Source organism: Polynucleobacter sp. AP-Jannik-300A-C4 (assembly GCF_018688335.1).
GTDB lineage: Bacteria > Pseudomonadota > Gammaproteobacteria > Burkholderiales > Burkholderiaceae > Polynucleobacter.
The window spans coordinates 26,469-52,262 of the sequence record NZ_CP061316.1; the positions used below are offsets into that span (position 1 = coordinate 26,469).

18 protein-coding genes, 7 tRNA genes and 3 rRNA genes are annotated in these 25,794 nt (G+C 47.3%); 23 read left to right on the forward strand and 5 right to left on the reverse strand.

All coding sequences use genetic code 11. The features are described from left to right. The first annotated feature begins 12 nt into the window (after positions 1-12). On the forward strand, positions 13-645 hold the full coding sequence (locus tag FD975_RS00135) for an MBL fold metallo-hydrolase (RefSeq protein ID WP_215303681.1): 633 nt from the start codon (positions 13-15) through the stop codon (positions 643-645). Between the two features lie 32 nt (positions 646-677). Here FD975_RS00135 and FD975_RS00140 read toward each other — a convergent pair whose 3' ends face one another. From FD975_RS00140 to FD975_RS00150, 3 genes are all read right to left on the reverse strand, one after another. Further along, positions 678-863 carry a hypothetical protein gene (locus FD975_RS00140; RefSeq protein WP_112202563.1) on the reverse strand — a complete coding sequence of 62 codons (186 nt, stop codon included), beginning with the start codon at positions 861-863 and terminating at the stop codon, positions 678-680. A gap of 41 nt (positions 864-904) precedes the next feature. Next, the gene (locus FD975_RS00145; RefSeq protein ID WP_371743380.1) at positions 905-2,047 is read right to left on the reverse strand and encodes a fatty acid desaturase; all 1,143 of its coding nucleotides are present in this window, start codon (positions 2,045-2,047) and stop codon (positions 905-907) included. Between the two features lie 81 nt (positions 2,048-2,128). Then, positions 2,129-2,204, reverse strand: a tRNA-Arg gene (locus FD975_RS00150). A gap of 105 nt (positions 2,205-2,309) precedes the next feature. On the opposite strand from FD975_RS00150, the gene FD975_RS00155 reads away from it, so the two are divergent. After that, positions 2,310-2,810: a cytochrome c5 family protein gene (locus FD975_RS00155; protein ID WP_215302334.1), complete on the forward strand. Its 501-nt coding sequence runs from the start codon at positions 2,310-2,312 to the stop codon at positions 2,808-2,810. A gap of 41 nt (positions 2,811-2,851) precedes the next feature. On the opposite strand, the gene rsmI is transcribed toward FD975_RS00155, so the two are convergent. Next, positions 2,852-3,757, reverse strand: coding sequence for a 16S rRNA (cytidine(1402)-2'-O)-methyltransferase (gene rsmI / locus FD975_RS00160; RefSeq protein WP_215302335.1), 906 nt, complete (start codon positions 3,755-3,757; stop codon positions 2,852-2,854). Between the two features lie 105 nt (positions 3,758-3,862). Here rsmI and FD975_RS00165 point away from each other — a divergent pair, with 105 nt between their 5' ends. The 3 genes from FD975_RS00165 to FD975_RS00175 are packed head-to-tail and all read left to right on the forward strand — an operon-like array spanning position 3,863 to position 5,512. Then, on the forward strand, positions 3,863-4,465 hold the full coding sequence (locus FD975_RS00165) for a phosphoheptose isomerase (RefSeq protein ID WP_215302336.1): 603 nt from the start codon (positions 3,863-3,865) through the stop codon (positions 4,463-4,465). Positions 4,466-4,492: 27 nt separating this feature from the next. Continuing rightward, positions 4,493-5,140 (forward strand): BON domain-containing protein, encoded by a 648-nt coding sequence (locus FD975_RS00170; RefSeq protein WP_215302337.1) that lies wholly within the window; start codon positions 4,493-4,495, stop codon positions 5,138-5,140. A gap of 45 nt (positions 5,141-5,185) precedes the next feature. Further along, a complete protein-coding gene (locus FD975_RS00175; RefSeq protein ID WP_215302338.1) occupies positions 5,186-5,512 on the forward strand; it encodes a c-type cytochrome in 327 nt (108 codons plus the stop codon). Here the strand turns inward: FD975_RS00175 and FD975_RS00180 are convergent. Further along, positions 5,509-6,168, reverse strand: a complete 660-nt coding sequence (locus FD975_RS00180) for a GNAT family N-acetyltransferase (protein WP_215302339.1) — start codon at positions 6,166-6,168, stop codon at positions 5,509-5,511. The two genes, FD975_RS00175 and FD975_RS00180, sit on opposite strands and share 4 nt — an antisense overlap. 494 nt (positions 6,169-6,662) lie before the next feature. Here FD975_RS00180 and FD975_RS00185 point away from each other — a divergent pair. The 18 genes from FD975_RS00185 (at position 6,663) to rpoC (ending at position 25,656) form a co-directional block, all read left to right on the forward strand. After that, positions 6,663-8,195, forward strand: a 16S ribosomal RNA gene (locus tag FD975_RS00185). A 58-nt stretch (positions 8,196-8,253) separates the two neighbouring features. Continuing rightward, positions 8,254-8,330 (forward strand) — tRNA-Ile (locus FD975_RS00190). 30 nt (positions 8,331-8,360) lie between these two features. Beyond that, positions 8,361-8,436, forward strand: a tRNA-Ala gene (locus FD975_RS00195). 267 nt (positions 8,437-8,703) lie between these two features. Next, positions 8,704-11,577: ribosomal RNA gene (locus tag FD975_RS00200) — 23S ribosomal RNA — on the forward strand. Between the two features lie 108 nt (positions 11,578-11,685). Further along, a 5S ribosomal RNA gene (gene rrf / locus FD975_RS00205) occupies positions 11,686-11,799 on the forward strand. The 16S, 23S and 5S rRNA genes sit together here with 5 tRNA genes alongside, the layout of an rRNA operon. Positions 11,800-11,911: 112 nt before the next feature. After that, positions 11,912-11,996, forward strand: a tRNA-Tyr gene (locus tag FD975_RS00210). 5 nt (positions 11,997-12,001) lie between these two features. After that, a tRNA-Gly gene (locus FD975_RS00215) sits at positions 12,002-12,075 on the forward strand. 21 nt (positions 12,076-12,096) lie between these two features. Next, positions 12,097-12,171: transfer RNA gene (locus tag FD975_RS00220), tRNA-Thr, on the forward strand. A 68-nt stretch (positions 12,172-12,239) separates the two neighbouring features. After that, on the forward strand, positions 12,240-13,430 hold the full coding sequence (gene tuf / locus FD975_RS00225; RefSeq protein ID WP_215302340.1) for an elongation factor Tu: 1,191 nt from the start codon (positions 12,240-12,242) through the stop codon (positions 13,428-13,430). 12 nt (positions 13,431-13,442) lie between these two features. Further along, positions 13,443-13,518: transfer RNA gene (locus FD975_RS00230), tRNA-Trp, on the forward strand. A 20-nt stretch (positions 13,519-13,538) separates the two neighbouring features. After that, positions 13,539-13,916 (forward strand): preprotein translocase subunit SecE, encoded by a 378-nt coding sequence (gene secE / locus FD975_RS00235; protein ID WP_215302341.1) that lies wholly within the window; start codon positions 13,539-13,541, stop codon positions 13,914-13,916. A 7-nt stretch (positions 13,917-13,923) separates the two neighbouring features. Beyond that, the gene (gene nusG, locus FD975_RS00240; protein WP_215302342.1) at positions 13,924-14,499 is read left to right on the forward strand and encodes a transcription termination/antitermination protein NusG; all 576 of its coding nucleotides are present in this window, start codon (positions 13,924-13,926) and stop codon (positions 14,497-14,499) included. A 147-nt stretch (positions 14,500-14,646) separates the two neighbouring features. Continuing rightward, positions 14,647-15,078, forward strand: a complete 432-nt coding sequence (gene rplK / locus FD975_RS00245) for a 50S ribosomal protein L11 (RefSeq protein WP_011901890.1) — start codon at positions 14,647-14,649, stop codon at positions 15,076-15,078. A 2-nt stretch (positions 15,079-15,080) separates the two neighbouring features. Continuing rightward, complete coding sequence (gene rplA / locus FD975_RS00250) at positions 15,081-15,782, forward strand: 50S ribosomal protein L1 (protein WP_015420223.1); 702 nt, start codon at positions 15,081-15,083, stop codon at positions 15,780-15,782. 235 nt (positions 15,783-16,017) lie between these two features. Then, a complete protein-coding gene (rplJ, locus tag FD975_RS00255) occupies positions 16,018-16,656 on the forward strand; it encodes a 50S ribosomal protein L10 (RefSeq protein ID WP_215302343.1) in 639 nt (212 codons plus the stop codon). Between the two features lie 34 nt (positions 16,657-16,690). After that, a complete protein-coding gene (gene rplL, locus FD975_RS00260) occupies positions 16,691-17,065 on the forward strand; it encodes a 50S ribosomal protein L7/L12 (RefSeq protein WP_114654227.1) in 375 nt (124 codons plus the stop codon). A 226-nt stretch (positions 17,066-17,291) separates the two neighbouring features. Next, entirely contained in the window at positions 17,292-21,392 is a 4,101-nt protein-coding gene (gene rpoB, locus FD975_RS00265) for a DNA-directed RNA polymerase subunit beta (protein ID WP_215302344.1), read from the forward strand. A gap of 1 nt (position 21,393) precedes the next feature. Beyond that, complete coding sequence (gene rpoC, locus FD975_RS00270; protein WP_215303685.1) at positions 21,394-25,656, forward strand: DNA-directed RNA polymerase subunit beta'; 4,263 nt, start codon at positions 21,394-21,396, stop codon at positions 25,654-25,656. Positions 25,657-25,794: the final 138 nt, after the last annotated feature.

Here is a 25,794-nt window from a genome sequence, read left to right on the forward strand (position 1 = left end):
TCATTTATGCCGATCAAATTAGGAATTGTGCCCGTTACTCCATTCGAGCAAAACTGCTCAATCTTGGTTTGTCAAGAAACAGGGGATGCAGCGGTAGTTGATCCTGGTGGAGATATAGACAAGATTTTGGATGGCGTTAAACAACTGGGCGGTACGGTTAAAAAAATATTATTAACTCACGGCCATCTAGATCATTGTGCTGCAGCCAAGGACTTGGCTGATCAACTGGGCGTACCAATTGAAGGCCCACAAATTGATGAACAGTTTTGGCTAGATCAATTGCCTGAGCAAACTATACGCTTTGGATTTGGGCATGCAAAAGCATTTTTGCCTACTCGCTGGTTAGAGGATGGCGATCATGTACAAGTTGGTAATGTTGATTTGCAAGTGCTGCACTGTCCGGGCCATACGCCAGGCCATATTGTGTTCTTTGATAAAGAAGATCGCTTGGCTTTAGTTGGCGATGTTTTATTTGCTGGATCAATCGGCAGAACAGATTTCCCGCGTGGTAATCATGCCGACTTAATTAATGCCATTAAGACAAAATTGTGGCCACTAGGTGATGATGTGCAGTTTGTTCCTGGTCATGGACCTATGTCAACATTTGGCAAAGAGCGCCAAACGAACCCCTACGTTGGGGATTGATCAGGCTTGAATTGGTTAAGCCTAATTGAGAGTTAGGCTTTTGCTGAACCGGTGCGATGCGTGCGGTTGTATAAACAGCTGGCGCAAATCCAACGTTGCTTCCGATTGCTTGTCGGAATCCAGGTGCCACCTTCTAGGCGCTTTTCGCGACTGCATGAAGAGCAAAACTTAAGGCTCTGTGAGGTTTCTTGGGTAGCAGCTGGAGTCGAGGTAGTCATGGGCAATCCGGGTAAGCCAAATCTTGTACAGAGGATCTATTTTACCCGTTTTGTCCCGCTGGGGCTGGGCTCAGGACAACTCGGACTGAATCAGCCGTTTTATTGCCATCGAAATCTAACCAAGCCTTATTTTCAAAGTCATACAGCTTGCACTTTCGGGCTGTATCGAAATACCAGGCCCAAGAGAACTTTTGAACAAAAATACGCTCTGGAAGGATGGTTTCAAGGGTATTTTGGGCTTCTTGGAGGCGATATAGGGGAACGCTCATATCTACGTGGTGGGCGGTGTGCTCCATGATATGGTGCATCAAAGAGCCCCAAACCCAGTTAAAGGTCAGATGAACTGTAGTGGACACAAAAGGCTGGGCACGCAACCACTCGGATTTCTTGTCATACCAAGAAACTTTTGGATGGGTATGGTGAACATAAACCACAAAGCCGATCATCCCGTTCCAGAATAAGAAGGGAATAGCAAAGCCGGTGATCAGGCCAAGCCAAACTGATTGACCGGTGGCAAGGGCGCCAGCAATGAGGCAAGCAATCCAAACTATGGCAAAACCAGTCACCAACAGGTTGTCCTTCAGGAAAATTGGACGATCGCCTGGCTTGTTTTTAGCATTTGGGAAGTACTCGCGTCTCCACCAGATTTCAATCAGGTAATAGAAAACTGGACCCCAGCCGCTACGGTAAAGACGCTCTAGCGCTTTGCGCCATGCAGGCAGAGCATCAAATTCGGCTTTTGATAGAGGGGCCCAGACGAAGTCAAAGCCCTTAAGGTTGGTTTGCCCGTGGTGAACCACGTTGTGGCCTACATCCCATAAGCTATATGGGGTTAAGGACGGCAAGAATGCAATACGACCCAAGACTTTATTGAGTTCGCGGTGTGGTGTGTAGCTTTGGTGGCAGGCATCATGACCCAAAATGAAGATTCGACCAGTAACGAAGCCAGCAACTAAGCCCAAGATGATCTTGATCAGAATGCTTTCAACAAAAATAGTCCCAGCAATACAGCCCAGCCACAAAGCTGCGTCCAAAACCAGAAGCGCGATTGCCTTTGCTGTTTGCCCTTCAGCCATTGGGATTAGCCAGCTGCGGATGACTTTACGATGCGGCAATGGAAGATCAGGGGCCAAAGGATTGGCCATAGATGGTTCGGAGAGTGCTGGATTTATGTGGTTTGACATGATAAGAATCAATAAGTTAGGTGCAAATGATAGCCTTTTTCACGAATTTACGCATGATATAGGTCAAAAACCCCCGTGTTTTGGTGCGCCCGGCAGGAATCGAACCTGCGACCCTTGGCTTCGGAGGCCAATACTCTATCCACTGAGCTACGGGCGCCAGTAGGAAATTCGCTAACTACGCCATTGTAAGTGCCTATACCCTCCCGGTCTCGTTATAATCACGGCAAAGTAACCTTTCAACCCGTCAAACGATAAAAGTCCTATGAGCGAAGCGCACGGCAACCTAATTAAGTCCCCTAAACAACTAATCATCATGGTGTTTGCTAGCTTTTTTGTGCCACTGATTATTATTTTGTTACTAATGGTGTTTGTAAATAACGGCAAGCGTACGGATGCTGAAGCATCTGCCGAGGTATTGATTAAACCCGTTGCAAAATTAAACTTTAAAGATGCTAGCAAGCCGCGTGAGTTGCAAACTGGTGAGCAGGTATATAAGGCAGTCTGTGCATCATGCCATGCAAGTGGTGCTGCTGGTGCACCGAAGTTTGGCGATACTGCCGCTTGGAGCGCTCGTCTAGGCAAGGGTTATGACGGCTTATTGACCTCAGTAGTCAAAGGCAAAGGTGCAATGCCAGCCAGAGGTGGAGCGAGTCCAGCCGATATTAGTGATTATGAATTGGGCCGCGCTGTAGCCTACTTGGCAAATTCTGCTGGTGGTACATTGCCAGAGCCTAAGGCTCCCAATCCCCCTGCCGCTAAATAATTTTTAGCACATTCGAAAAAGCTGGCTACCTGCCAGCTTTTTTATTGTCCATCAGCTTGGCCTTTAGCATCAAGCGCAACCTGGTAGGCATCTTTCTTGCTCAGCCCTAGAGTTTGTGCGAGTACAGCGGCAATTTCCTTGCTACCTAAATAAGGGCTTAGAGCATTTGCCCACACCAATAGCGTGGAGTGCTCTGGGGCTTCATCGGCATTAGCCTGGCGGCCAGCTACCAAAACAATAAATTCACCCTTGAGGCTTTCTGCTTTATCAAGCCATGCGGGAACATCTGCAGCAGTGAGTGAGACGAGTTGCTCAAATTTTTTAGTAAGCTCCCTGCCCACCAGTATCTGCCGTTCTGGTTCCAGCTCTTTGTTAATCATCATCAGCGTTTCGCGGATTTGATGTGGCGATTCAAAAAAAATGCTTGCCTTTGAATTACTTCGAATGTCTTTGATGAACGTGCTTCGCTCTTTTGCTTTGTTGGGCCAGAAGCCGAGAAACTGAAAGCGTCCTTCCGATGGCAGCATTACTGAGCCACTGGCAGAGATGGCAGAAGATACTGCGCTAGCACCGGGTATGGGGATAATTCGAAAGCCTGCTTTTTGAACCGCATTTACCAGGCGTGCACCTGGGTCAGAAACGCCTGGAGTGCCAGCATCTGAAACATAGGCCCAACGTTCGTTTTGAGAAAGATGCTCAATAATATTTTGAGCGCCAGCAATTTCATTGTGCTCATGCAGGGCGACACATTTTTTATGAATCCCAAAGTGTTGAAGCAGGGGCGCGCTATGCCTAGTGTCTTCACAGGCAATACCATCCACGGAATTTAGGACGTGCAGCGCGCGTAAGGTGATATCCCCTAAATTACCAATAGGGGTGGCAACCATATACAGGGCTCCCGCAGGAAGATCCTGCTGTTTTAAAAAGTCAAAGGAGCTTAATTCCATAGGGCAATCTTTGTGAAAGAGATCTCGATAGCTAAGAGCATACGTCTCTTTTGAATTCGGGGGCAGCCTAGACATCTTGTGCTTATTTTGGCGCATAATAATGTGATGGATAAAGATACCCTTGAACGGCTTCGCGCTCGCGCATCCCAACATTTCTTGGACAGCATTGCAGTAAAGCAAGAAGCTGAAAAAATACTTCCAGAGCAAATTGCGCGCGGCATAGTCGCTATGACAGACTGTTTGCGTGCCGGTGGAAAAGTGATGGCTTGCGGCAATGGCGGATCAGCTGCGGACGCACAACATTTTGCTGCCGAGTTGATTGGTCGCTTTGAGAGAGAGCGACAAGAGTTAGCTGCGATTGCATTGACAACCGATACTTCAATTTTGACCGCAGTCGGAAACGATTACAGTTATGACGAGATCTTTAGCAAGCAAGTACGCGGCCTTGGAAAAAAAAGCGACATCTTAATTGGCATTTCTACTTCAGGAAATTCAAAAAACGTAGTGAAGGCTATTGAGGCTGCAAAAAAAATGGGGATCAAAATTATTGCCCTGACTGGTAATGGCGGTGGAAAAATTGCAAGCCTATTGGATGCGGATGATATTCATCTATGTGCACCCTCCACTCGTACTGCACGTATTCAAGAAACGCATTTAGTTTTACTTCACGCGCTATGTGATGGCGTAGACCATTTATTGCTTGATTAATAGTTTCACTAATTAGAAAGTTCTTACATGCGAAATACACCCACCATCAAACTCTTTGCTGCACTTTTGATTGCATCATTTTTATCTGGTTGCGGAGTGTTGGCTGTTGGTGGTGTTGTGGCAGGCGCGAGTGTTATGGCTGATCGTCGTACGCCAGCAGTTCAGGCAATCGATAAGGGTATTGAGTTGGAGGCAGGAAATGCTCTGTCCAAACGTTATGGCGATGATGCGCACATCAATGTCACCTCATTCAATCAAAAGGTATTGTTAACTGGCGAGGTGAAAGATGCCGATATTAAAGGCCAGGCTGGTGCTTATGTAAAGGCGATGAAGAATGCGCGTTCCGTTTTTAATGAATTGATCATTGGACCAAATAGCTCTTATACAGCTCGCGCGAACGATACTTTCCTTGAATCCAAAATCAAAACACAAATGATTTTTACCGATAAGCTGCCATCCAATTCGATGGCGATTGTTGCTGAAGGTAGTAGCGTTTATTTGATGGGAATTCTGACGCAAAATGAAGCAGCAATTGCCAAGAAAGTAGCAAGCAACGCTGACGGTGTAAAAGATGTTTACGCCTATTTCGATATTATTTCTGAGGCAGAAAAAGTGCGCCTAGAAAAACAAGGCAAGGCGGATGAGTCTCAGCCTAACTCTGCTCCAAAGCAGTAAGTTGTTTTGGTAGTAAGTCAGAAAAATTATTTTTTGAGATCAGATGTGAAATTTTTTTTGCTCGCCACCCTCCTCTCAATTTTCTCTGCAAGTGCGACCGCGGATGATGCAAAGGCATTCGCACTTGCAAAACAAAGTGCTTGCTTAGGGTGCCATGCAAAAGATAAAAAAATTGTGGGACCAAGTTTTCAGGCGATTGCAAAAAAATATGCGAATGACCCTGGGGCAACAGTGTTTTTAAAAAACAAAATTATTAAAGGTGGCTCTGGATCTTGGGGTGTTGTGCCTATGCCAGCAAATGCGAAGTTAAGCGATGCCGATGTATCTTTATTGACAGGCTGGATTTTGCGCGGAGCGCCTAGCGCAAATTAAGTTGGGCGAACTAGAGGTTTGCCTAGAAACCAGGACCACGCATCATTTGAGCGCTTGAAATTTTCTTTCAGCGCATAGTCAAAGTCAGCCCATTGCTCATTGGCAGCTTCTTCAACAATTGTGCCGGGATTTGCGGGCGGTAATTTCAAGTAAGCATCTGCATCGCCATATGCATATTCAACGCGCATTCCAGCCTTTTGAGCCAGATGCATCATGGCTCTATTATTTGCTAGGCAGTGCACAAACAAGGTTTCGATACGAGTATTGCGTGAGTGCACTGAAGCGCGTGCCAGCAATGCTGTGCCTATGCCCTTTCCACGCCCAGTCGAGAGCACAGACACACCAAACTCTGCGGCCCGTGGCTGATCTTTGATCTTTGGTAAATAGGCCAAATGCGCCATGCCAATCAGGTTTAGCCCTGAATCAAAGCTACCAAAAACGGTATCCCTATTGAAATCTAGCCCATCTACATAATGATGAATAACCTCATCAGGCGTTTGAGTGCCAAAGCGTAGACGGCGATCCTCTTCACTTAGAAGTAAAAGATGACGCAATATCTCACACTTGTGTCCAGCATGTAATTCACGAACAGGAACAACTGAGCCTGCCGTATATGGCTTGCTAGGTAAGTGATTGGTCGCTAATTTATGGTGCATTGCAGTATCTTAGCAGAAATCACTAAAATATTCAGGGTTTTCCCTAGGTTTATGTAATTTCTGGGGTGAGAACGAATGGATGGCTAAAAACTGCGGGTTTACCGCCATTTTTTTATGCCCTATGCATCAAAATACGTAAATTTTGAAAAAAAGTTCAAAATTTTTTTCAATCTCTATCCCATTGTTTTTAATGGGTTTATTTGAAAAGTAAGAAAAAACTTTGAGTTTTTAAAGAAAAAGACTACGAAAGGTGTTGACAGACCCAAATACGTGGGATATAGTCTCATCTCTCTGCTGAATGTTTTTAAGAAATACGAAACAAGTCAGCCCTCTTTAAAAATTAGTCAACCGATAATTGTGGGTACTAAGTGAAAGCATCAAGTCCTTCGGGACAGATGTAAATAAATAGTACTCATAGACAGTAAAAAGATTTGGTTTTATTACCAAGTCAATTTCTTGAATGAGTGCGACGATCCGCAAGGATCACAGGAATTGAACTGAAGAGTTTGATCCTGGCTCAGATTGAACGCTGGCGGCATGCCTTACACATGCAAGTCGAACGGCAGCACGGGTGCTTGCACCTGGTGGCGAGTGGCGAACGGGTGAGTAATACATCGGAACGTACCTTATCGTGGGGGATAACGCAGCGAAAGCTGTGCTAATACCGCATACGCCCTGAGGGGGAAAGCGGGGGATCGAAAGACCTCGCGCGATTAGAGCGGCCGATGCCTGATTAGCTTGTTGGTGGGGTAAAAGCCCACCAAGGCGACGATCAGTAGCTGGTCTGAGAGGACGATCAGCCACACTGGGACTGAGACACGGCCCAGACTCCTACGGGAGGCAGCAGTGGGGAATTTTGGACAATGGGGGAAACCCTGATCCAGCAATGCCGCGTGAGTGAAGAAGGCCTTCGGGTTGTAAAGCTCTTTTGTCAGGGAAGAAACACCGGCTCTAACACAGTCCGGGAATGACGGTACCTGAAGAATAAGCACCGGCTAACTACGTGCCAGCAGCCGCGGTAATACGTAGGGTGCGAGCGTTAATCGGAATTACTGGGCGTAAAGCGTGCGCAGGCGGTTATACAAGACAGGCGTGAAATCCCCGGGCTTAACCTGGGAATGGCGCCTGTGACTGTATAGCTAGAGTGTGTCAGAGGGGGGTAGAATTCCACGTGTAGCAGTGAAATGCGTAGATATGTGGAGGAATACCAATGGCGAAGGCAGCCCCCTGGGATAACACTGACGCTCATGCACGAAAGCGTGGGGAGCAAACAGGATTAGATACCCTGGTAGTCCACGCCCTAAACGATGCTGACTAGTTGTTCGGGATTTACATCCTGAGTAACGTAGCTAACGCGTGAAGTCAGCCGCCTGGGGAGTACGGTCGCAAGATTAAAACTCAAAGGAATTGACGGGGACCCGCACAAGCGGTGGATGATGTGGATTAATTCGATGCAACGCGAAAAACCTTACCTACCCTTGACATGTCACTAACGAAGTAGAGATACATTAGGTGCCCGTAAGGGAAAGTGAACACAGGTGCTGCATGGCTGTCGTCAGCTCGTGTCGTGAGATGTTGGGTTAAGTCCCGCAACGAGCGCAACCCTTGTCTTTAGTTGCTACGCAAGAGCACTCTAAAGAGACTGCCGGTGACAAACCGGAGGAAGGTGGGGATGACGTCAAGTCCTCATGGCCCTTATGGGTAGGGCTTCACACGTCATACAATGGTGCATACAGAGGGTTGCCAACCCGCGAGGGGGAGCTAATCTCAGAAAATGCATCGTAGTCCGGATCGTAGTCTGCAACTCGACTACGTGAAGCTGGAATCGCTAGTAATCGCGGATCAGAATGTCGCGGTGAATACGTTCCCGGGTCTTGTACACACCGCCCGTCATACCATGGGAGTGGGTTTTGCCAGAAGCCGTTAGCCTAACCGCAAGGAGGGCGACTGCCACGGCAGGGTTCATGACTGGGGTAAAGTCGTAACAAGGTAGCCGTATCGGAAGGTGCGGCTGGATCACCTCCTTTCTAGAGAAAGATGCTGGAGCTCTAGTGCCCACACTTATCGGTTGACAATAAAAGCCACGGGTCTGTAGCTCAGCTGGTTAGAGCACTGTGTTGATAACGCAGGGGTCGTAGGTTCAAGTCCTACCAGACCCACCACCAGCCAGAAACAAGACTTAGTGGGACGTTGGGGGATTAGCTCAGCTGGGAGAGCACCTGCTTTGCAAGCAGGGGGTCGTCGGTTCGATCCCGTCATCCTCCACCATCATCTAAATGTCAAAACTAAGCGAAGACTTAATCGTTTAGTTTTGCCATTTATGGCTGTTCTTTAAAAATTTGAGTAAGCAAAGTGTCAAATGTTTCTTTGAGAGGACATTTGACAATGTAATAAGGGTAAAGATTGAATCATCAATCAGTAATACAAACGAGTTTTACCAAGTTCTTAACAAAGTACTTACAGTTTGGATTACGGCAAACATGTCAGAAGTAGAAGTAAACCTGTAACAGGTACTAGCAATGGTGCTCGTTATAGGATCAAGTGAATAAGTGCACATGATGGATGCCTTGGCGATTACAGGCGACGAAAGACGTTATAACCTGCGATAAGCCCCGGGGAGCTGGTAAATAAGCTTTGATCCGGGGATTTCTGAATGGGGAAACCCACCACTTTTGTGGTATCCATACCTGAATACATAGGGTATGAGAAGCGAACCTTGTGAACTGAAACATCTAAGTAGCAAGAGGAAAAGACATCAACCGAGATTCCCAGAGTAGTGGCGAGCGAAATGGGAACAGCCTTCTAGTGATAGCTCAGTAATTAACAGAACGGAATGGAAAGTCCGACAATAAAGGGTGATAGTCCCGTATGTGAAAATTATTGGGTGGTACTAGGCTAGAGACAAGTAGGGCGGGACACGTGAAATCCTGTCTGAATATGGGGGGACCATCCTCCAAGGCTAAATACTCGTAATCGACCGATAGTGAACAAGTACCGTGAGGGAAAGGCGAAAAGAACCCCGGGAGGGGAGTGAAATAGATCCTGAAATTGTGTGCATACAAACAGTAGGAGCCTCGTAAGGGGTGACTGCGTACCTTTTGTATAATGGGTCAGCGACTTACATTCAGTAGCAAGCTTAACCGAATAGGGAAGGCGTAGCGAAAGCGAGTCCGAATAGGGCGCTAGTTGCTGGGTGTAGACCCGAAACCAGTTGATCTATCCATGGCCAGGTTGAAGGTGCGGTAACACGTACTGGAGGACCGAACCCACTAACGTTGAAAAGTTAGGGGATGAGCTGTGGATAGGGGTGAAAGGCTAAACAAAACTGGAAATAGCTGGTTCTCTCCGAAAACTATTTAGGTAGTGCCTCGTGTATCACTGTAGGGGGTAGAGCACTGTCATGGTAGTGGGGTCCATTGCGGATTACTGCGCCATAGCAAACTCCGAATACCTACAAGTGCAAGCACGGGAGACAGACATCGGGTGCTAACGTCCGGTGTCAAGAGGGAAACAACCCAGACCGCCAGCTAAGGTCCCTAATATATGCTAAGTGGGAAACGAAGTGGGAAGGCTAAAACAGTCAGGAGGTTGGCTTAGAAGCAGCCATCCTTTAAAGAAAGCGTAATAGCTCACTGATCGAGTCGTCCTGCGCGGAAGATGTAACGGGGCTAAGCATATAACCGAAGCTGCGGATCACAGTAATGTGATGGTAGGAGAGCGTTCTGTAAGCCTGTGAAGGTGTCTTGTAAAGGATGCTGGAGGTATCAGAAGTGCGAATGCTGACATGAGTAGCGATAAAGGGGGTGAAAAGCCCCCTCGCCGTAAGCCCAAGGTTTCCTGTTCAACGTTCATCGGAACAGGGTGAGTCGGCCCCTAAGGCGAGGCAGAGATGCGTAGCTGATGGGAACAAGGTTAATATTCCTTGACCATTGTTAGATGCGATGGGGGGACGGATCGCGGAAAGTTGTCCGGGTGTTGGAAGTCCCGGTTCTTGCGTTGGAGATGGCTATTAGGTAAATCCGGTAGCGTAATTCAAGGGCGTGAGACGAGCGAATTTATTCGCGAAGCAATTGGAAGTGGTTCCAAGAAAAGCCTCTAAGCTTCAGTCTAACAAGACCGTACCGCAAACCGACACAGGTGGGCGAGATGAGTATTCTAAGGCGCTTGAGAGAACTCAGGAGAAGGAACTCGGCAAATTTGTACCGTAACTTCGGGATAAGGTACGCCCTGGTAGTTTGACCCTGTACAAGGGGAGGACGAAAGGGTTGCAATAAAAAGGTGGCTGCGACTGTTTAATAAAAACACAGCACTCTGCAAACACGAAAGTGGACGTATAGGGTGTGACGCCTGCCCGGTGCTGGAAGATTAAATGATGGGGTGCAAGCTCTTGATTGAAGTCCCAGTAAACGGCGGCCGTAACTATAACGGTCCTAAGGTAGCGAAATTCCTTGTCGGGTAAGTTCCGACCTGCACGAATGGCGTAACGATGGCCACACTGTCTCCTCCTGAGACTCAGCGAAGTTGAAATGTTTGTGATGATGCAATCTACCCGTGGCTAGACGGAAAGACCCCATGAACCTTTACTGTAGCTTTGCATTGGACTTTGAACCGGTCTGTGTAGGATAGGTGGGAGGCGTTGAAAGCGGGATGCTAGTTCCGCTGGAGCCAACCTTGAAATACCACCCTGGTTTGTTTGAGGTTCTAACCTTGGCCCATTATCTGGGTCGGGAACAGTGCATGGTAGGCAGTTTGACTGGGGCGGTCTCCTCCCAAAGTGTAACGGAGGAGTACGAAGGTACGCTTGGTACGGTCGGACATCGTACCTAAAGTGCAATGGCAAAAGCGTGCTTAACTGCGAGACCGACAAGTCGAGCAGGTGCGAAAGCAGGTCATAGTGATCCGGTGGTTCTGTATGGAAGGGCCATCGCTCAACGGATAAAAGGTACTCTGGGGATAACAGGCTGATACCGCCCAAGAGTTCATATCGACGGCGGTGTTTGGCACCTCGATGTCGGCTCATCTCATCCTGGGGCTGTAGCCGGTCCCAAGGGTATGGCTGTTCGCCATTTAAAGAGGTACGTGAGCTGGGTTTAAAACGTCGTGAGACAGTTTGGTCCCTATCTGCCATGGGCGTTGGAGATTTGACGGGGGCTGCTCCTAGTACGAGAGGACCGGAGTGGACGTACCGCTGGTGTACCTGTTGTTTCGCCAGAAGCATCGCAGGGTAGCTATGTACGGAAGAGATAACCGCTGAAAGCATCTAAGCGGGAAACTTGCCTGAAGATGAGATCTCCCGTAGGTTTAACCTACATAAAGGGTCGTTGAAGACCACAACGTTGATAGGTCAGGTGTGGAAGCGCAGTAATGCGTTAAGCTAACTGATACTAATTGCCCGTTAGGCTTGATCCTATAACCAGCACTATTGTGTTGGATGTTTGCCAGATTTAATCTGCATCCTTATTACATGCTTACTCAAATAGAGTTGTTGATGATTTATCAGCAGCTCGACCCTCTACGCCCGGTGACCATAGCAAGTTGGAACCACTCCTTCCCATCCCGAACAGGACAGTGAAACGACTTTACGCCGATGATAGTGCGGATTACCCGTGTGAAAGTAGGTAACTGCCGGGCACCAATGCGACGCCCAGACCCTCTTAGGTCTGGGCGTTTTTACTTGTGCAAAGCGTTTTGAGGTTTTAGAGATTGACAGAAACTCCATTTGGAGTCAGAATATTGGGTTCGCGGAGGGGTGTCCGAGCGGCTAAAGGAGGCAGACTGTAAATCTGTTGGCTATGCCTACGTAGGTTCGAATCCTACCCCCTCCACCAGATGTGCGGGATTAGTTTAATGGTAAAACAGCAGATTTCCAATCTTCGGTCAAGAGTTCGATTCTCTTATCCCGCTCCAGTATTAACAGTATTTGTATTTGCCCATGTGGCTCAGTGGTAGAGCACTCCCTTGGTAAGGGAGAGGTCGGCAGTTCGATCCTGCCCATGGGCACCATGGCTTACGTAGTAAAAAATTTAAATTTCGTGTGTTGGTTTAAGAGTTAACTAAGGGCAGACAAAAAAATGGCAAAAGAAAAGTTTGAGCGGACAAAACCGCACGTAAACGTTGGCACAATCGGTCACGTTGACCACGGTAAAACCACATTGACAGCAGCTATTGCAACCGTGCTTTCAAAAGCATTCGGTGGCGAAGCAAAAGCATACGATCAGATCGATGCTGCTCCAGAAGAAAAAGCACGCGGTATTACGATTAATACAGCACACGTTGAGTATGAGACAGCGAATCGTCACTACGCGCACGTGGATTGCCCAGGACATGCTGACTACGTTAAGAACATGATTACTGGTGCTGCTCAGATGGACGGCGCTATTTTGGTTTGCTCTGCAGCTGACGGCCCAATGCCACAAACTCGTGAGCACATCCTCTTGGCACGCCAAGTTGGTGTTCCATACATCATCGTGTTCTTGAACAAGTGCGACATGGTGGATGACGCTGAGTTGTTAGAGCTCGTAGAAATGGAAGTTCGTGAGCTTTTATCTAAGTACGACTTCCCAGGTGATGACACACCAATCGTTCAAGGCTCTGCTAAGTTAGCGCTTGAAGGCGACGAAGGCCCATTGGGCAAAGAAGCCATCATGAAGTTGGCCGAAGCGCTTGACTCTTACATCCCAACTCCAGAGCGTGCTGTTGACGGTGCGTTCTTGATGCCAGTAGAGGACGTGTTCTCTATCTCTGGTCGCGGTACTGTGGTTACAGGCCGTATCGAGCGCGGTATCGTTAAAGTTGGTGAAGAGATTGAAATTATCGGTATCAAGCCAACACTCAAGACAACTTGTACTGGTGTTGAAATGTTCCGCAAATTGCTCGACCAAGGTCAAGCAGGCGATAACGTTGGTATCTTGTTACGCGGTACAAAACGTGAAGAAGTTGAGCGCGGCCAAGTATTGGCTAAGCCAGGTTCAATCACCCCACATACTCACTTTACAGCCGAGGTTTACATCTTGGGTAAAGATGAAGGTGGTCGTCATACTCCATTCTTTAACAACTATCGTCCACAGTTTTACTTCCGTACTACGGACGTAACTGGTTCAATCGAGTTGCCAAAAGACAAAGAAATGGTAATGCCTGGTGATAACGTGACTATTACCGTCAAACTCATCGCTCCAATCGCGATGGAAGAAGGTTTACGTTTTGCGATCCGTGAAGGTGGCCGTACTGTTGGCGCCGGCGTGGTTGCAAAGATTTTGGCTTAATAGTTTTAATAAAGGGGTGTAGCTCAATTGGCAGAGCGTTGGTCTCCAAAACCAAAGGTTGGGGGTTCGATGCCCTCCGCCCCTGCCACGATTTGAACTGAAAGTAATATGTCTCAACATACAGCAAGTCATACTGAAGAAAAAAGCAGCTGGGTCTCTGGACTCGCTGCTTTACTTGTCGTTGCAGCGTTAGTTCTTTACTACACGCTGGCCGATCAATCGATGTTGATTCGTTTGGCTGTTTTGTTTGGCGGAATTGCTGTTGCAGTTTTGATTGTGGCGATGTCGGCAGATGGGCGTCGTTTTATCGCCTACGCAAAAGATTCTTGGTATGAGGTAAAAAAGGTTGTTTGGCCGACTCGCAAAGAGACGACTCAAATGACTCTAGTCGTATTTGGCTTTGTTGTGATCATGTCCCTGTTTTTGTGGATTGCAGACAAATTAATTGAATGGCTAGTTTTTTCAGTCTTCCTAGGCTGGAAGTGAGTAAAAAATGATTGATACTGAATTGGTCTCAAATAATCCACAAGCTACCGGCAATATGCGCTGGTACGTGATTCATGCCTATTCAGGCATGGAAAAAAGCGTTAAAAGAGGTCTTGAGGAGCGTATTGCGCGCTCTGGAATGCCGGAGAAATTTGGACGCATCTTGGTTCCATCTGAAGAAGTGGTAGAGATTAAGTCTGGCACTAAGTCAGTTTCTGAGCGCCGCTTTTTCCCTGGTTATGTACTAATTGAGATGGAAATGACTGACGAGAGCTGGCATTTGGTGAAAAATACGCCAAAAGTGACCGGTTTCGTTGGTGGTGTAAGAAACCGCCCAAGCCCGATTTCTACCGCTGAAGTGACCAAAATCATGGATCAAATGCAGGCTGGGGTTGATAAACCTAAGCCGAAGACCCTCTTTGAGGTGGGTGAGATGGTTCGCGTTAAAGAAGGTCCGTTTACAGACTTCAACGGAAACGTTGAGGAAGTCAACTATGAGAAGTCAAGATTGCGCGTTTCTGTTACAATTTTTGGCCGCGGTACCCCAGTTGAGCTGGAGTTCGGCCAAGTAGAAAAGATGTAAAAACAAGGCTTAGTCCAGTTTTGCAGTAAAGCAGTACAAGTGGTTAGCAATAACCGAGGAGCGGATCTAGAAAGCCAAAAACTAGTGAAGCGTTTACTCAACAGCGGTCTTTCCTAATGAGGTTAGGCGCGCTTTTAGGAGCAATCAATGGCAAAGAAGATCATTGGCTTTATCAAGCTGCAGATCCCTGCAGGTAAAGCAAATCCATCACCTCCCGTAGGTCCAGCATTGGGTCAACGCGGCCTCAATATTATGGAATTCTGTAAGGCGTTTAATGCTCAAACTCAGAGCATGGAACCTGGCCTGCCAATTCCAGTCGTGATTACAGCTTTCGCTGATAAGAGCTTCACTTTCATTATGAAGACTCCTCCAGCGACCATCATGATTAAGAAGGCTGCAAAGATCGAAAAAGGATCACCACGTCCGCATACCGATAAGGTAGGAAAAATTACACGTGCTCAAGCAGAAGAAATTGCTAAAGCAAAAATGCCAGATTTGACAGCTGCTGATATGGATGCTGCTGTAAGAACAATCGCTGGTAGCGCCCGCTCAATGGGCATCACAGTGGAAGGTCTCTAATCATGACTAAGTTATCTAAGCGTTTAAAAGCAATCGAATCTAAAGTAGATCGCAATAAGTTTTATGCATTAGAAGATGCATTGAACCTCGTAAAAGAGTGTGCAACTGCTAAGTTTGATGAGTCTATCGACGTTGCAGTTCAGTTGGGTATTGATGCTAAGAAATCTGACCAAGTTGTGCGTGGCGCAGTTGTGCTCCCAGCTGGTACAGGTAAGCATGTTCGTGTAGCGGTATTTGCACAAGGCGAAAAAGCTGAACAAGCTAAAGCTGCTGGTGCTGAGATAGTTGGCATGGAAGACCTTGCTGACCAAATTAAAGGCGGGAAAATCGATTTCGATATTTTGATCGCATCCCCAGACACAATGAAGATCGTTGGTACTTTAGGTCAAGTATTGGGCCCACGTGGTTTGATGCCGAATCCAAAAGTGGGAACTGTTACTCCTGACGTTGCGACTGCAGTTAAAAATGCAAAAGCAGGTCAAGTGCAATTCCGTGTGGACAAAGCCGGTATCGTGCACGCAAGCATTGGCCGTCGTTCATTCGAGCCTGCTGCATTGAAATCAAACTTGCTCGCATTGCTTGAGGCTTTGAACAAAGCTAAGCCACCTGCATCTAAGGGCGTTTATTTAAAGAAGGTTGCCGTAAGCAGCACCATGGGTGCAGGCGTACGTGTTGACCAGGCATCGATACAAGCTGCTCAGTAATTAGCTTGTAGCAAAAAGAACTTTGGGTCGACTCCCGCTCTTAGGGTGAGAGTCGAACATCAAAGACCGTTGGTGAATTATTTGCTTACTCAGAATTAATTCTTAATCGTTACGAAAGTAATAGCCAGCGCAGATGGCGACCCTGAAAAGATTTCACAAGATTTCCTTGTGACAAATGATCAGACGCTGGTGTGTAACCCCAACTGGAAACAGTTGGTTTTTTAGGAGTTAAACCGTGCCTTTGAATGTACAAGACAAAAAAGCGATTGTTGCTGATGTCGGCGCTCAATTGGCTGGAGCTCAAACAGTCGTGCTCGCTGAATACCGTGGTATTCCAGTAGAGCAGTTGACAAAGCTACGTGCTAGCGCACGTGACCAAGGTGTATATCTTCGCGTTTTGAAGAACACATTGGCACGCCGTGCTGCACAAGGCACACAGTTTGAGCCTCTTGCTGATTCGATGGTTGGCCCCTTGATCTATGGCATCTCTGCTGATCCAATTGCTTCGGCGAAAGTATTGCAGAACTTTGCTAAGACTCAAGACAAGCTAGTCATTACTGCTGGCTTATATAACGGCAAATTGTTAGACGTTGCAGGCGTAAAAGCCCTCGCAACAATTCCAAGCCGCGACGAGTTGTTATCTCAGTTGTTAGGTGTGATGTTGGCACCAGTATCTGCGATGGCTCGCGTATTGGGCGCAGTAGCAGCGCAAAAATCAGCCGGAGCACCTGCTCCAGTTGCAGCACCTGCAGTTGAAGCAGCAGCCACAGCAGAAGTAGTTGCTGAAGCCGCCGCTCCAGAAGCAGCCGCTGAGCCTGCAGCCGCAGCACCAGAAGCTGGAACAGAAACAAACGAAACCCCTGCTGCTGAATAAGCGCAGATTAACTATTAAGTATTAGGAGCTAAAAATGGCGATTACCAAAGAAGAAATCATTGATGCAGTAGGTAGCATGTCCGTAATGGATTTGAACGACTTGGTTAAGGCGTTCGAAGAGAAGTTTGGTGTTTCAGCTGCAGCAATGGCTGTTGCTGGTCCTGCTGGTGGTGGCGCAGCTGCTGCTGGTGAAGAGCAAACAGAATTTACTGTTAACTTGCTCGAAGCTGGTGCAAATAAAGTTTCAGTAATTAAGGCTGTTCGTGAAATCACTGGTCTTGGCTTGAAAGAAGCTAAAGACTTAGTTGATGGTGCACCAAAGCCAATCAAAGAAGCTGTTGATAAGAAGACAGCTGAAGAAGCTAAGAAGAAGCTTGAAGAAGCTGGCGCTAAAGCAGAACTCAAGTAATACAAACTCAGTTAGTGCCCCTCAAAAAGGGGTGCTAGCCTTGTTGGGTTTGACCATTAGTGGTCAAACCCGATTTCATTTCTGATTGAAATCGGGTTTGCCTTCTGATACGACTGCAGAATGCAAGTTTGGTCGGACACTGGATCTTTCGATTTAGTGTTGTCCGCCAGTGATTGGTAGTGGCCAATCGCCAAATCTTTGTACAGTCGCTGAATTCGGAGATGAAATGAACTACAGCTTCACCGAACGCAAGCGAGTCCGTAAAAGCTTTGCTAAGCGAGTAAATAATCATCAGGTTCCATACCTGATCGCAACGCAGCTGGAATCCTACGCTAAATTTTTACAGGCTGATAAGCCGGCAATGTCTCGCCTTACAGAGGGACTTCAGGCTGCCTTTACATCAGCATTCCCAATTGTGTCCAACAATGGCTACGCACGTATGGAATACGTGTCATACCAGTTGTCACAGCCACCGTTTGACGTTAAAGAATGTCAACAACGTGGTTACACATACCACTCAGCCTTACGTGCAAAAGTTCGCTTGATTATTTATGATCGCGAAGCTCCTACTAAGGTTAAAGAGGTAAAAGAGAGCGAAGTCTACATGGGTGAAATTCCACTCATGACAGATAACGGCTCTTTTGTGATCAACGGTACTGAGCGCGTCATCGTTTCTCAGTTGCACCGTTCCCCAGGCGTGTTCTTCGAACACGATAAGGGCAAGACACATAGCTCAGGTAAATTGCTGTTCTCAGCACGCATCATTCCTTACCGTGGTTCATGGCTCGATTTCGAGTTTGATCCAAAAGATATTCTGTATTTCCGCGTTGACCGCCGTCGTAAGATGCCAGTCACCATTTTGCTCAAAGCAATTGGCTTAAACAACGAACAGATTCTTGCAAACTTCTTCAACTTTGATCATTTCTCATTAAGCGCAAATGGCGCATCAATGGAATTTGTTCCTGAGCGTTTGCGTGGTCAATTGGCTAACTTTGATGTGCTTGATAAGAATGGCGTTGTTGTTATTCAAAAAGACAAGCGTATCAATGCAAAACATATTCGTGAGCTAGAAGCCGCTAAGACAAAGAACATCGTTGTTCCAGATGATTACTTGGTTGGTCGCGTAGTTGCACGTAACATCATTGATCCAGACTCTGGTGAGATCTTGGCTTACGCGAATGATGAAATCACTGAAGAGTTGTTGGCTACATTACGCGATGCAGGCATCAAGCAATTGGAAACCATCTACACCAATGATTTGGATTCTGGTGCGTACATTTCTCAGACATTGCGTACTGATGAAACTGCAGATCAAATGGCGGCTCGTATTGCCATCTATCGCATGATGCGTCCTGGCGAGCCTCCAACAGAAGATGCTGTTGAAGCTTTATTCCAGCGCTTGTTCTACAACGAAGATAGTTATGATTTATCTCGCGTTGGTCGTATGAAGGTGAATAGCCGTCTCGGTCGTTCAGAGATGGAAGGCAAAATGGTTTTGTCGGATGAAGACATCCTCGACACCATCAAGTCTTTGGTTGACTTGCGTAACGGTAAAGGTGAAGTCGACGATATCGACCACTTAGGTAATCGTCGTGTACGTTGCGTAGGTGAGTTGGCAGAGAATCAATTCCGTGCAGGTTTGTCACGTGTTGAGCGTGCAGTTAAAGAACGTCTCGGCCAGGCCGAAACCGAAAACCTCATGCCGCATGATTTGATTAACAGCAAGCCAATCTCTTCAGCAATTCGTGAGTTCTTCGGTTCTTCACAGTTATCCCAGTTTATGGACCAAACAAACCCATTGTCAGAGATCACGCACAAGCGTCGTATCTCTGCATTGGGACCTGGTGGTTTGACACGTGAGCGCGCAGGTTTCGAAGTGCGTGACGTACATCCAACCCACTACGGACGTGTTTGCCCAATTGAAACTCCAGAAGGACCAAATATTGGTCTGATCAACTCACTTGCGTTGTTTGCACGTTTGAATGAGCATGGTTTTTTAGAGACTCCATATCGTAAAGTTGCCAATAGCAAGGTAAGCGATGAAGTGGTTTACCTCTCTGCGATTGAAGAAGCGAAATACGTTATTGCCCAGGCAAACGCTACGATCGACAAGAGTGGTAAGTTAGCCGACGAATTGGTTTCAGCACGTCAAGCTGGTGAGACCATGATGGTTAGCCCAGAGCGTATCGATTTCATCGACGTTGCTCCTAGTCAAATCGTTTCTGCTGCTGCTTCATTGGTTCCATTTTTGGAGCATGACGATGCGAACCGTGCGTTGATGGGTGCGAATATGCAACGTCAAGCGGTTCCTTGCTTGCGTCCAGATAAGCCATTGGTTGGTACCGGTTTAGAGCGTATTGTTGCGGTTGACTCAGGTACAGTGATTTTGGCTTCTCGCGGCGGAATCGTTGACTATGTTGATGCAAACCGTGTAGTTATTCGTGTAAACGATGACGAGACAGCAGCTGGTGAAGTTGGTGTGGATATTTATAACCTCATCAAGTACACCCGTTCAAACCAAAATACCAACATTAACCAACGTCCAATCGTTCAGGCTGGTGATCGTGTAGCCCGTGGCGACGTAGTTGCTGACGGTGCATCTACCGATTTGGGTGAATTGGCTTTGGGTCAAAACATGACTGTGGCATTTATGCCATGGAACGGTTACAACTTCGAAGATTCAATCTTGATCTCCGAGAAAGTTGTTGCTGACGACCGTTACACCTCTATTCATATTGAAGAGTTGTCGGTTGTTGCTCGTGATACCAAGCTTGGTTCAGAAGAAATTACACGTGATATCTCCAACTTGGCTGAGTCACAACTCTCCCGTTTGGATGAGAGCGGTATTGTTTACATCGGTGCTGAAGTTGAAGCTGGTGACGTATTGGTTGGTAAGGTAACTCCGAAGGGTGAGACTACTCTCACTCCTGAAGAGAAGTTACTGCGTGCGATCTTCGGTGAAAAAGCGTCTGACGTTAAAGATACTTCTTTGCGCGTTCCATCTGGAATGATCGGTACCGTTATTGATGTTCAAGTCTTCACTCGTGAAGGCATTGAGCGCGATGCACGTGCGCAGTCAATTATTCAAGAAGAATTACAACGCTATCGTTTGGACTTAAACGACCAGTTGCGTATTGTTGAGGGCGATGCCTTCATGCGTTTAGAAAAGCTGTTGATTGGCAAAGTTGCCAATGGTGGTCCTCAGAAGTTAGCTAAAGGCACTAAGATCGACAAGGAATACCTCGCCAGCTTAGATAAATACCATTGGTTCGATGTTCGTCCAGCAGATGATGAAGTTGCTACACAAGTTGAAGCAATCAAGTCTTCTATCGAAGCGAAGCGTAAGCAGTTTGATGAAGCTTTTGAAGAGAAGCGCACTAAGCTTACCCAGGGCGATGACTTGCAGCCTGGCGTAACGAAGATGGTTAAGGTGTACTTGGCAGTTAAGCGTCGCTTACAGCCTGGTGACAAGATGGCCGGTCGTCACGGTAACAAAGGTGTGGTTTCTAAAATCGCACCAGCAGAAGACATGCCATTTATGGCTGACGGACGCCCTGTTGACATCGTCTTGAACCCATTGGGTGTTCCTTCTCGCATGAACGTAGGTCAGATCTTGGAAACCCACTTAGGTTGGGCGGCTCAAGGTATTGGTAAGCGTATTGATGAGATGGTTCGTCAACAAGCTAAACAAGCTGAACTCCGTAAGTTCATGAAGCAGCTTTACAACGAAACCGGTCGTATCGAAGATATCGATAATTTTACTGATGAGCAGATCACTGTTTTGGCTGAGAATTTACGCCAAGGCTTGCCATTCGCTACTCCAGTGTTTGACGGTGCAACTGAAGCTGAAATCGGACGCATGCTCGAGTTGGCTTATCCAGATGAAGTAGCTACTTCATTGAAGATGACGCCTTCACGTCAGCAAATGATTTTGTGCGACGGCCGTACTGGCGATCAGTTTGAGCGTCCTGTAACTGTTGGTGTAATGCACGTCTTGAAACTCCACCATTTGGTCGATGACAAGATGCATGCACGTTCAACCGGACCTTACTCTTTGGTAACCCAACAGCCACTGGGCGGTAAAGCTCAGTTTGGTGGTCAGCGCTTTGGTGAGATGGAAGTTTGGGCCCTCGAAGCATACGGTGCTTCATATGTCTTGCAGGAAATGCTGACAGTGAAGTCCGATGACGTCGCAGGCCGTACCAAGGTATACGAAAACATCGTCAAGGGCGAGCACACAATTGATGCTGGCATGCCCGAATCCTTCAACGTGTTGGTAAAAGAAATCCGCTCGTTGGGTATTGACATTGACATGGAGCGCAACTGATATGAAAGCATTGCTCGATTTATTTAAGCAAACGCAGGGTGATGAGCAGTTTGATGTCATCAAGATTGGTCTTGCATCCCCTGAGAAAATTCGCTCATGGTCTTTTGGTGAAGTACGCAAACCAGAAACCATCAACTACCGGACTTTTAAGCCCGAGCGTGATGGTTTGTTCTGCGCCAAGATTTTTGGGCCAACTAAAGACTACGAGTGCTTATGCGGCAAGTACAAGCGCTTAAAGTTCCGTGGCGTTATCTGTGAGAAGTGTGGCGTTGAAGTTACGCTTGCTAAGGTACGTCGTGAGCGCATGGGCCACATTGAGTTGGCAGCCCCTGTAGCGCACATCTGGTTCTTGAAGTCATTGCCATCCCGTTTGGGTATGGTTCTCGATATGACATTGCGTGATATCGAGCGCGTTCTTTACTTTGAAGCATATGTAGTAGTTGATCCTGGCATGACACCTGAAGGCGCGATGAAGCGTGGTCAGATCATGTCTGAGGACGAGTACATTGCCAAGACTGAAGAGTATGGTGACGGTGCATTTACTGCCATCATGGGCGCTGAAGGTATTCGTGATCTCTTGCGTTCGATTGATATCGATCGTGAAGTTGAGACTATTCGCGCTGACTTGAAAGCCACTGGTAGTGATGCCAAGATCAAGAAATACGCTAAGCGCTTAAAAGTGCTCGAGGCGTTCCAGACTTCAGGTATTAAGCCTGACTGGATGATCATGGAAGTATTACCAGTATTGCCACCTGAACTGCGCCCATTGGTGCCATTGGATGGCGGTCGCTTTGCTACTTCAGACTTGAACGACCTCTATCGTCGTGTGATAAACCGTAACAACCGTTTGAAGCGTTTGTTAGAGTTGCGCGCACCAGAGATCATCGTTCGCAACGAAAAACGGATGTTGCAAGAAGCGGTTGACTCATTGCTCGACAACGGTCGTCGCGGTAAGGCTATGACTGGCGCTAACAAGCGTCCTCTCAAGTCCTTGGCTGAGATGATTAAAGGTAAGAGCGGTCGTTTCCGTCAAAACTTGTTGGGTAAACGTGTTGACTACTCAGGTCGTTCAGTCATCGTGGTTGGCCCTACATTGAAATTGCATCAGTGCGGCTTACCAAAATTGATGGCTTTGGAATTGTTCAAGCCATTTATTTTCAACAAGCTTGAGACTTTGGGAATTGCAACCACTATTAAGGCTGCGAAGAAAGAAGTTGAAAGTCAGACTCCAATCGTTTGGGATATTCTCGAAGAAGTGATTCGTGAACATCCAATCATGTTGAACCGTGCGCCTACATTGCACCGTCTTGGTATTCAGGCTTTCGAGCCAATGCTGATTGAAGGCAAGGCGATCCAATTGCACCCATTAGTCTGCGCGGCATTTAACGCCGACTTTGACGGTGACCAAATGGCGGTTCACGTTCCTTTGTCGCTTGAAGCGCAAATGGAAGCACGTACATTGATGTTGGCTTCGAACAACGTATTGTTCCCAGCTAACGGCGAACCATCTATCGTTCCTTCGCAGGACGTGGTGTTGGGTCTGTACTACGCTACTCGTGACAAGATCAACGGTAAAGGCGAAGGCATGGTCTTCGCTAATATCACTGAAGTAATTCGTGCATACGAAGCTGGCCAAGTTGAATTGGCTTCTCGCGTTGCTGTGCGTATTACTGAGTTTGAGATTGTGGACAAAAAGGCAGAGGGCGATGCCCGTTTTGCTGAAAAGACCAAGATCTATCAAACTTCAGTTGGCCGTGCAATCTTGTCAGAAATTTTGCCTAAAGGCATGTCTTTCGAGGAAATCAATAAGCCTCTGAAGAAAAAAGAAATCTCACGTTTGATCAACACTTCATTCCGTAAGTGCGGCCTTCGTGAAACAGTTATTTTTGCTGACCGCCTCTTGCAGTCTGGTTTCCGCTTAGCGACTAACGCCGGTATCTCGGTTGCAATCGACGATATGCTGATCCCAAGCTCTAAAGAGCGCATCATCACTGAAGCTTCTACCAAGGTTAAAGAATATGACAAGCAGTTCATGTCAGGTCTCGTAACCAATCAAGAGCGTTATAACAACGTGGTTGATATTTGGGGTGCCGCTGGTGACCAAGTTGGTAAAGCGATGATGGATGAGTTGTCACACGTTGACGTACTCGACCGTAACGGTAAAACTGTGCGTCAAGAATCTTTCAACTCCATCTACATGATGGCAGATTCTGGTGCGCGTGGATCTGCAGCGCAGATTCGTCAGTTGGCTGGTATGCGTGGTTTGATGGCGAAGCCTGATGGCTCCATTATTGAAACCCCAATTACTGCAAACTTCCGTGAAGGTTTGAACGTGTTGCAGTACTTCATCTCAACCCACGGTGCTCGTAAAGGTCTGGCTGATACAGCGTTGAAGACGGCGAACTCTGGTTACTTGACACGTCGTTTATGCGACGTAACTCAAGACCTCGTGGTTATTGAAGAAGATTGCGGCGCAACTTCTGGCGTAACGATGAAGGCTCTCGTAGAGGGCGGCGAAATTATCGAAGCATTGCGTGACCGTATTTTGGGTCGTGTATGTATCGGTGACATCGTTCATCCTGACACACAAGAGGTCATCGTTCCTAACGACACATTGCTCGACGAAGATCATGTTGATCAAATCGTTGCCTTGGGTATCGACGAAGTTAAAGTTCGCACAGTGTTGTCATGCTTAACTCGCTTTGGCTTGTGCGCTAAGTGCTACGGCCGTGATTTAGGTCGCGGTGGTTTGGTGAACGTTGGTGAGGCAGTTGGTGTTATCGCTGCTCAGTCCATCGGTGAGCCAGGCACACAGTTGACTATGCGTACCTTCCACATTGGTGGTGCGGCGTCACGTGCATTGGTTGCAAGCAATATTGAAGCGAAGTCTAACGGTACTTTGAAGTTCTCCGGCACGATGCGTGTTGTTAAGAACGCGAAGGGCGAGCAGATCGTGATTTCACGTTCAGGCGAAGCTGTGATCATTGACGATAACGGTCGTGAGCGTGAGCGTCATAAAGTGCCTTACGGTGCAACTCTCTTGTTGAAAGAAGATGCAGCAGTCAAGGCTGGTGCAAGCTTGGCAACATGGGATCCGTTAACACGTCCAATCATTTCTGAGTACGCTGGTATTGCTCGCTTCGACAACGTTGAAGAAGGCGTTACTGTCGCTAAGCAGGTTGACGAAGTAACTGGCCTCTCTACTTTGGTGGTGATTGACGGTAAGCGTCGTAGTGCTGCTAGCAAAGGTGTTCGTCCAATGATCAACTTAGTTGATGACAAGGGCGGCGAAGTGATGATTGCGGGTACAGATCACCCAGTGAACATCGGTTTGCAAGTTGGCGCTTTGATCACAGTTAAAGACGGTCAAAAAGTTGAAGTTGGTGAAGTATTGGCACGTATTCCAATCGAATCACAGAAGACTCGCGACATTACCGGTGGTTTGCCACGCGTTGCTGAATTGTTCGAGGCACGTTCACCAAAAGATGCTGCTGTATTGGCTAAAGTCACTGGAACTGTTTCCTTCGGTAAAGAAACTAAAGGTAAGCAGCGTTTAGTGATTACCGATATGGATGGTGAAGCTAATGAATTCTTGATTCCTAAAGAGAAGCAAGTTCTCGTTCATGACGGTCAAGTTGTGAACAAGGGCGAGATGATTGTGGAAGGCCCTGCCGATCCGCATGACATCTTGACGCTCAGAGGTATTGAGGAGTTGGCAATCTACATCGTGGACGAAGTTCAAGACGTTTACCGTTTGCAAGGCGTGAAGATTAATGACAAGCACATTGAAGTCATCGTGCGTCAAATGTTGCGTCGCGTGCAAATTACTGATGGTGGCGATACTGCCTACATCACTGGTGAGCAAGTTGAGCGTTCTAAGTTGTATGACGCAAACGATGCAGTGATTGCTCAAGGTAAGCGCCCAGCTCAGTTCGAGAATGTGTTGCTTGGTATTACTAAGGCGTCCTTGTCGACAGACAGCTTCATTTCAGCGGCTTCTTTCCAAGAAACCACCCGTGTATTGACCGAAGCCGCAATTATGGGCAAAACCGATACACTCCGTGGCCTCAAGGAAAACGTCATTATTGGTCGCCTGATTCCTGCTGGTACCGGCTTGTCTTACCGCCGTGCACGCAAGGTCAGAGAGCAATTCGAGCGTGATCGCGCTCAAATGATTGCCGCCGAAGAGGAAGCAATGGCTGATATGCCTGTAGAAATAGAGGCTGAAGTGATTGCTCCTGCTGGGGAGGCTGATCCAAGCTAATTTGGTATTCCTGGCCAGAAATGGCCAGTTTTTTCCCTTGAGGTTGACGGAAAGGGCTGGCCAGGCTAGAATGCTGAGTTCTACTGATTCAGAAGAGGGTCGTTTTGACCTGGGATTTCTCTAAGTCATTGATTTTCT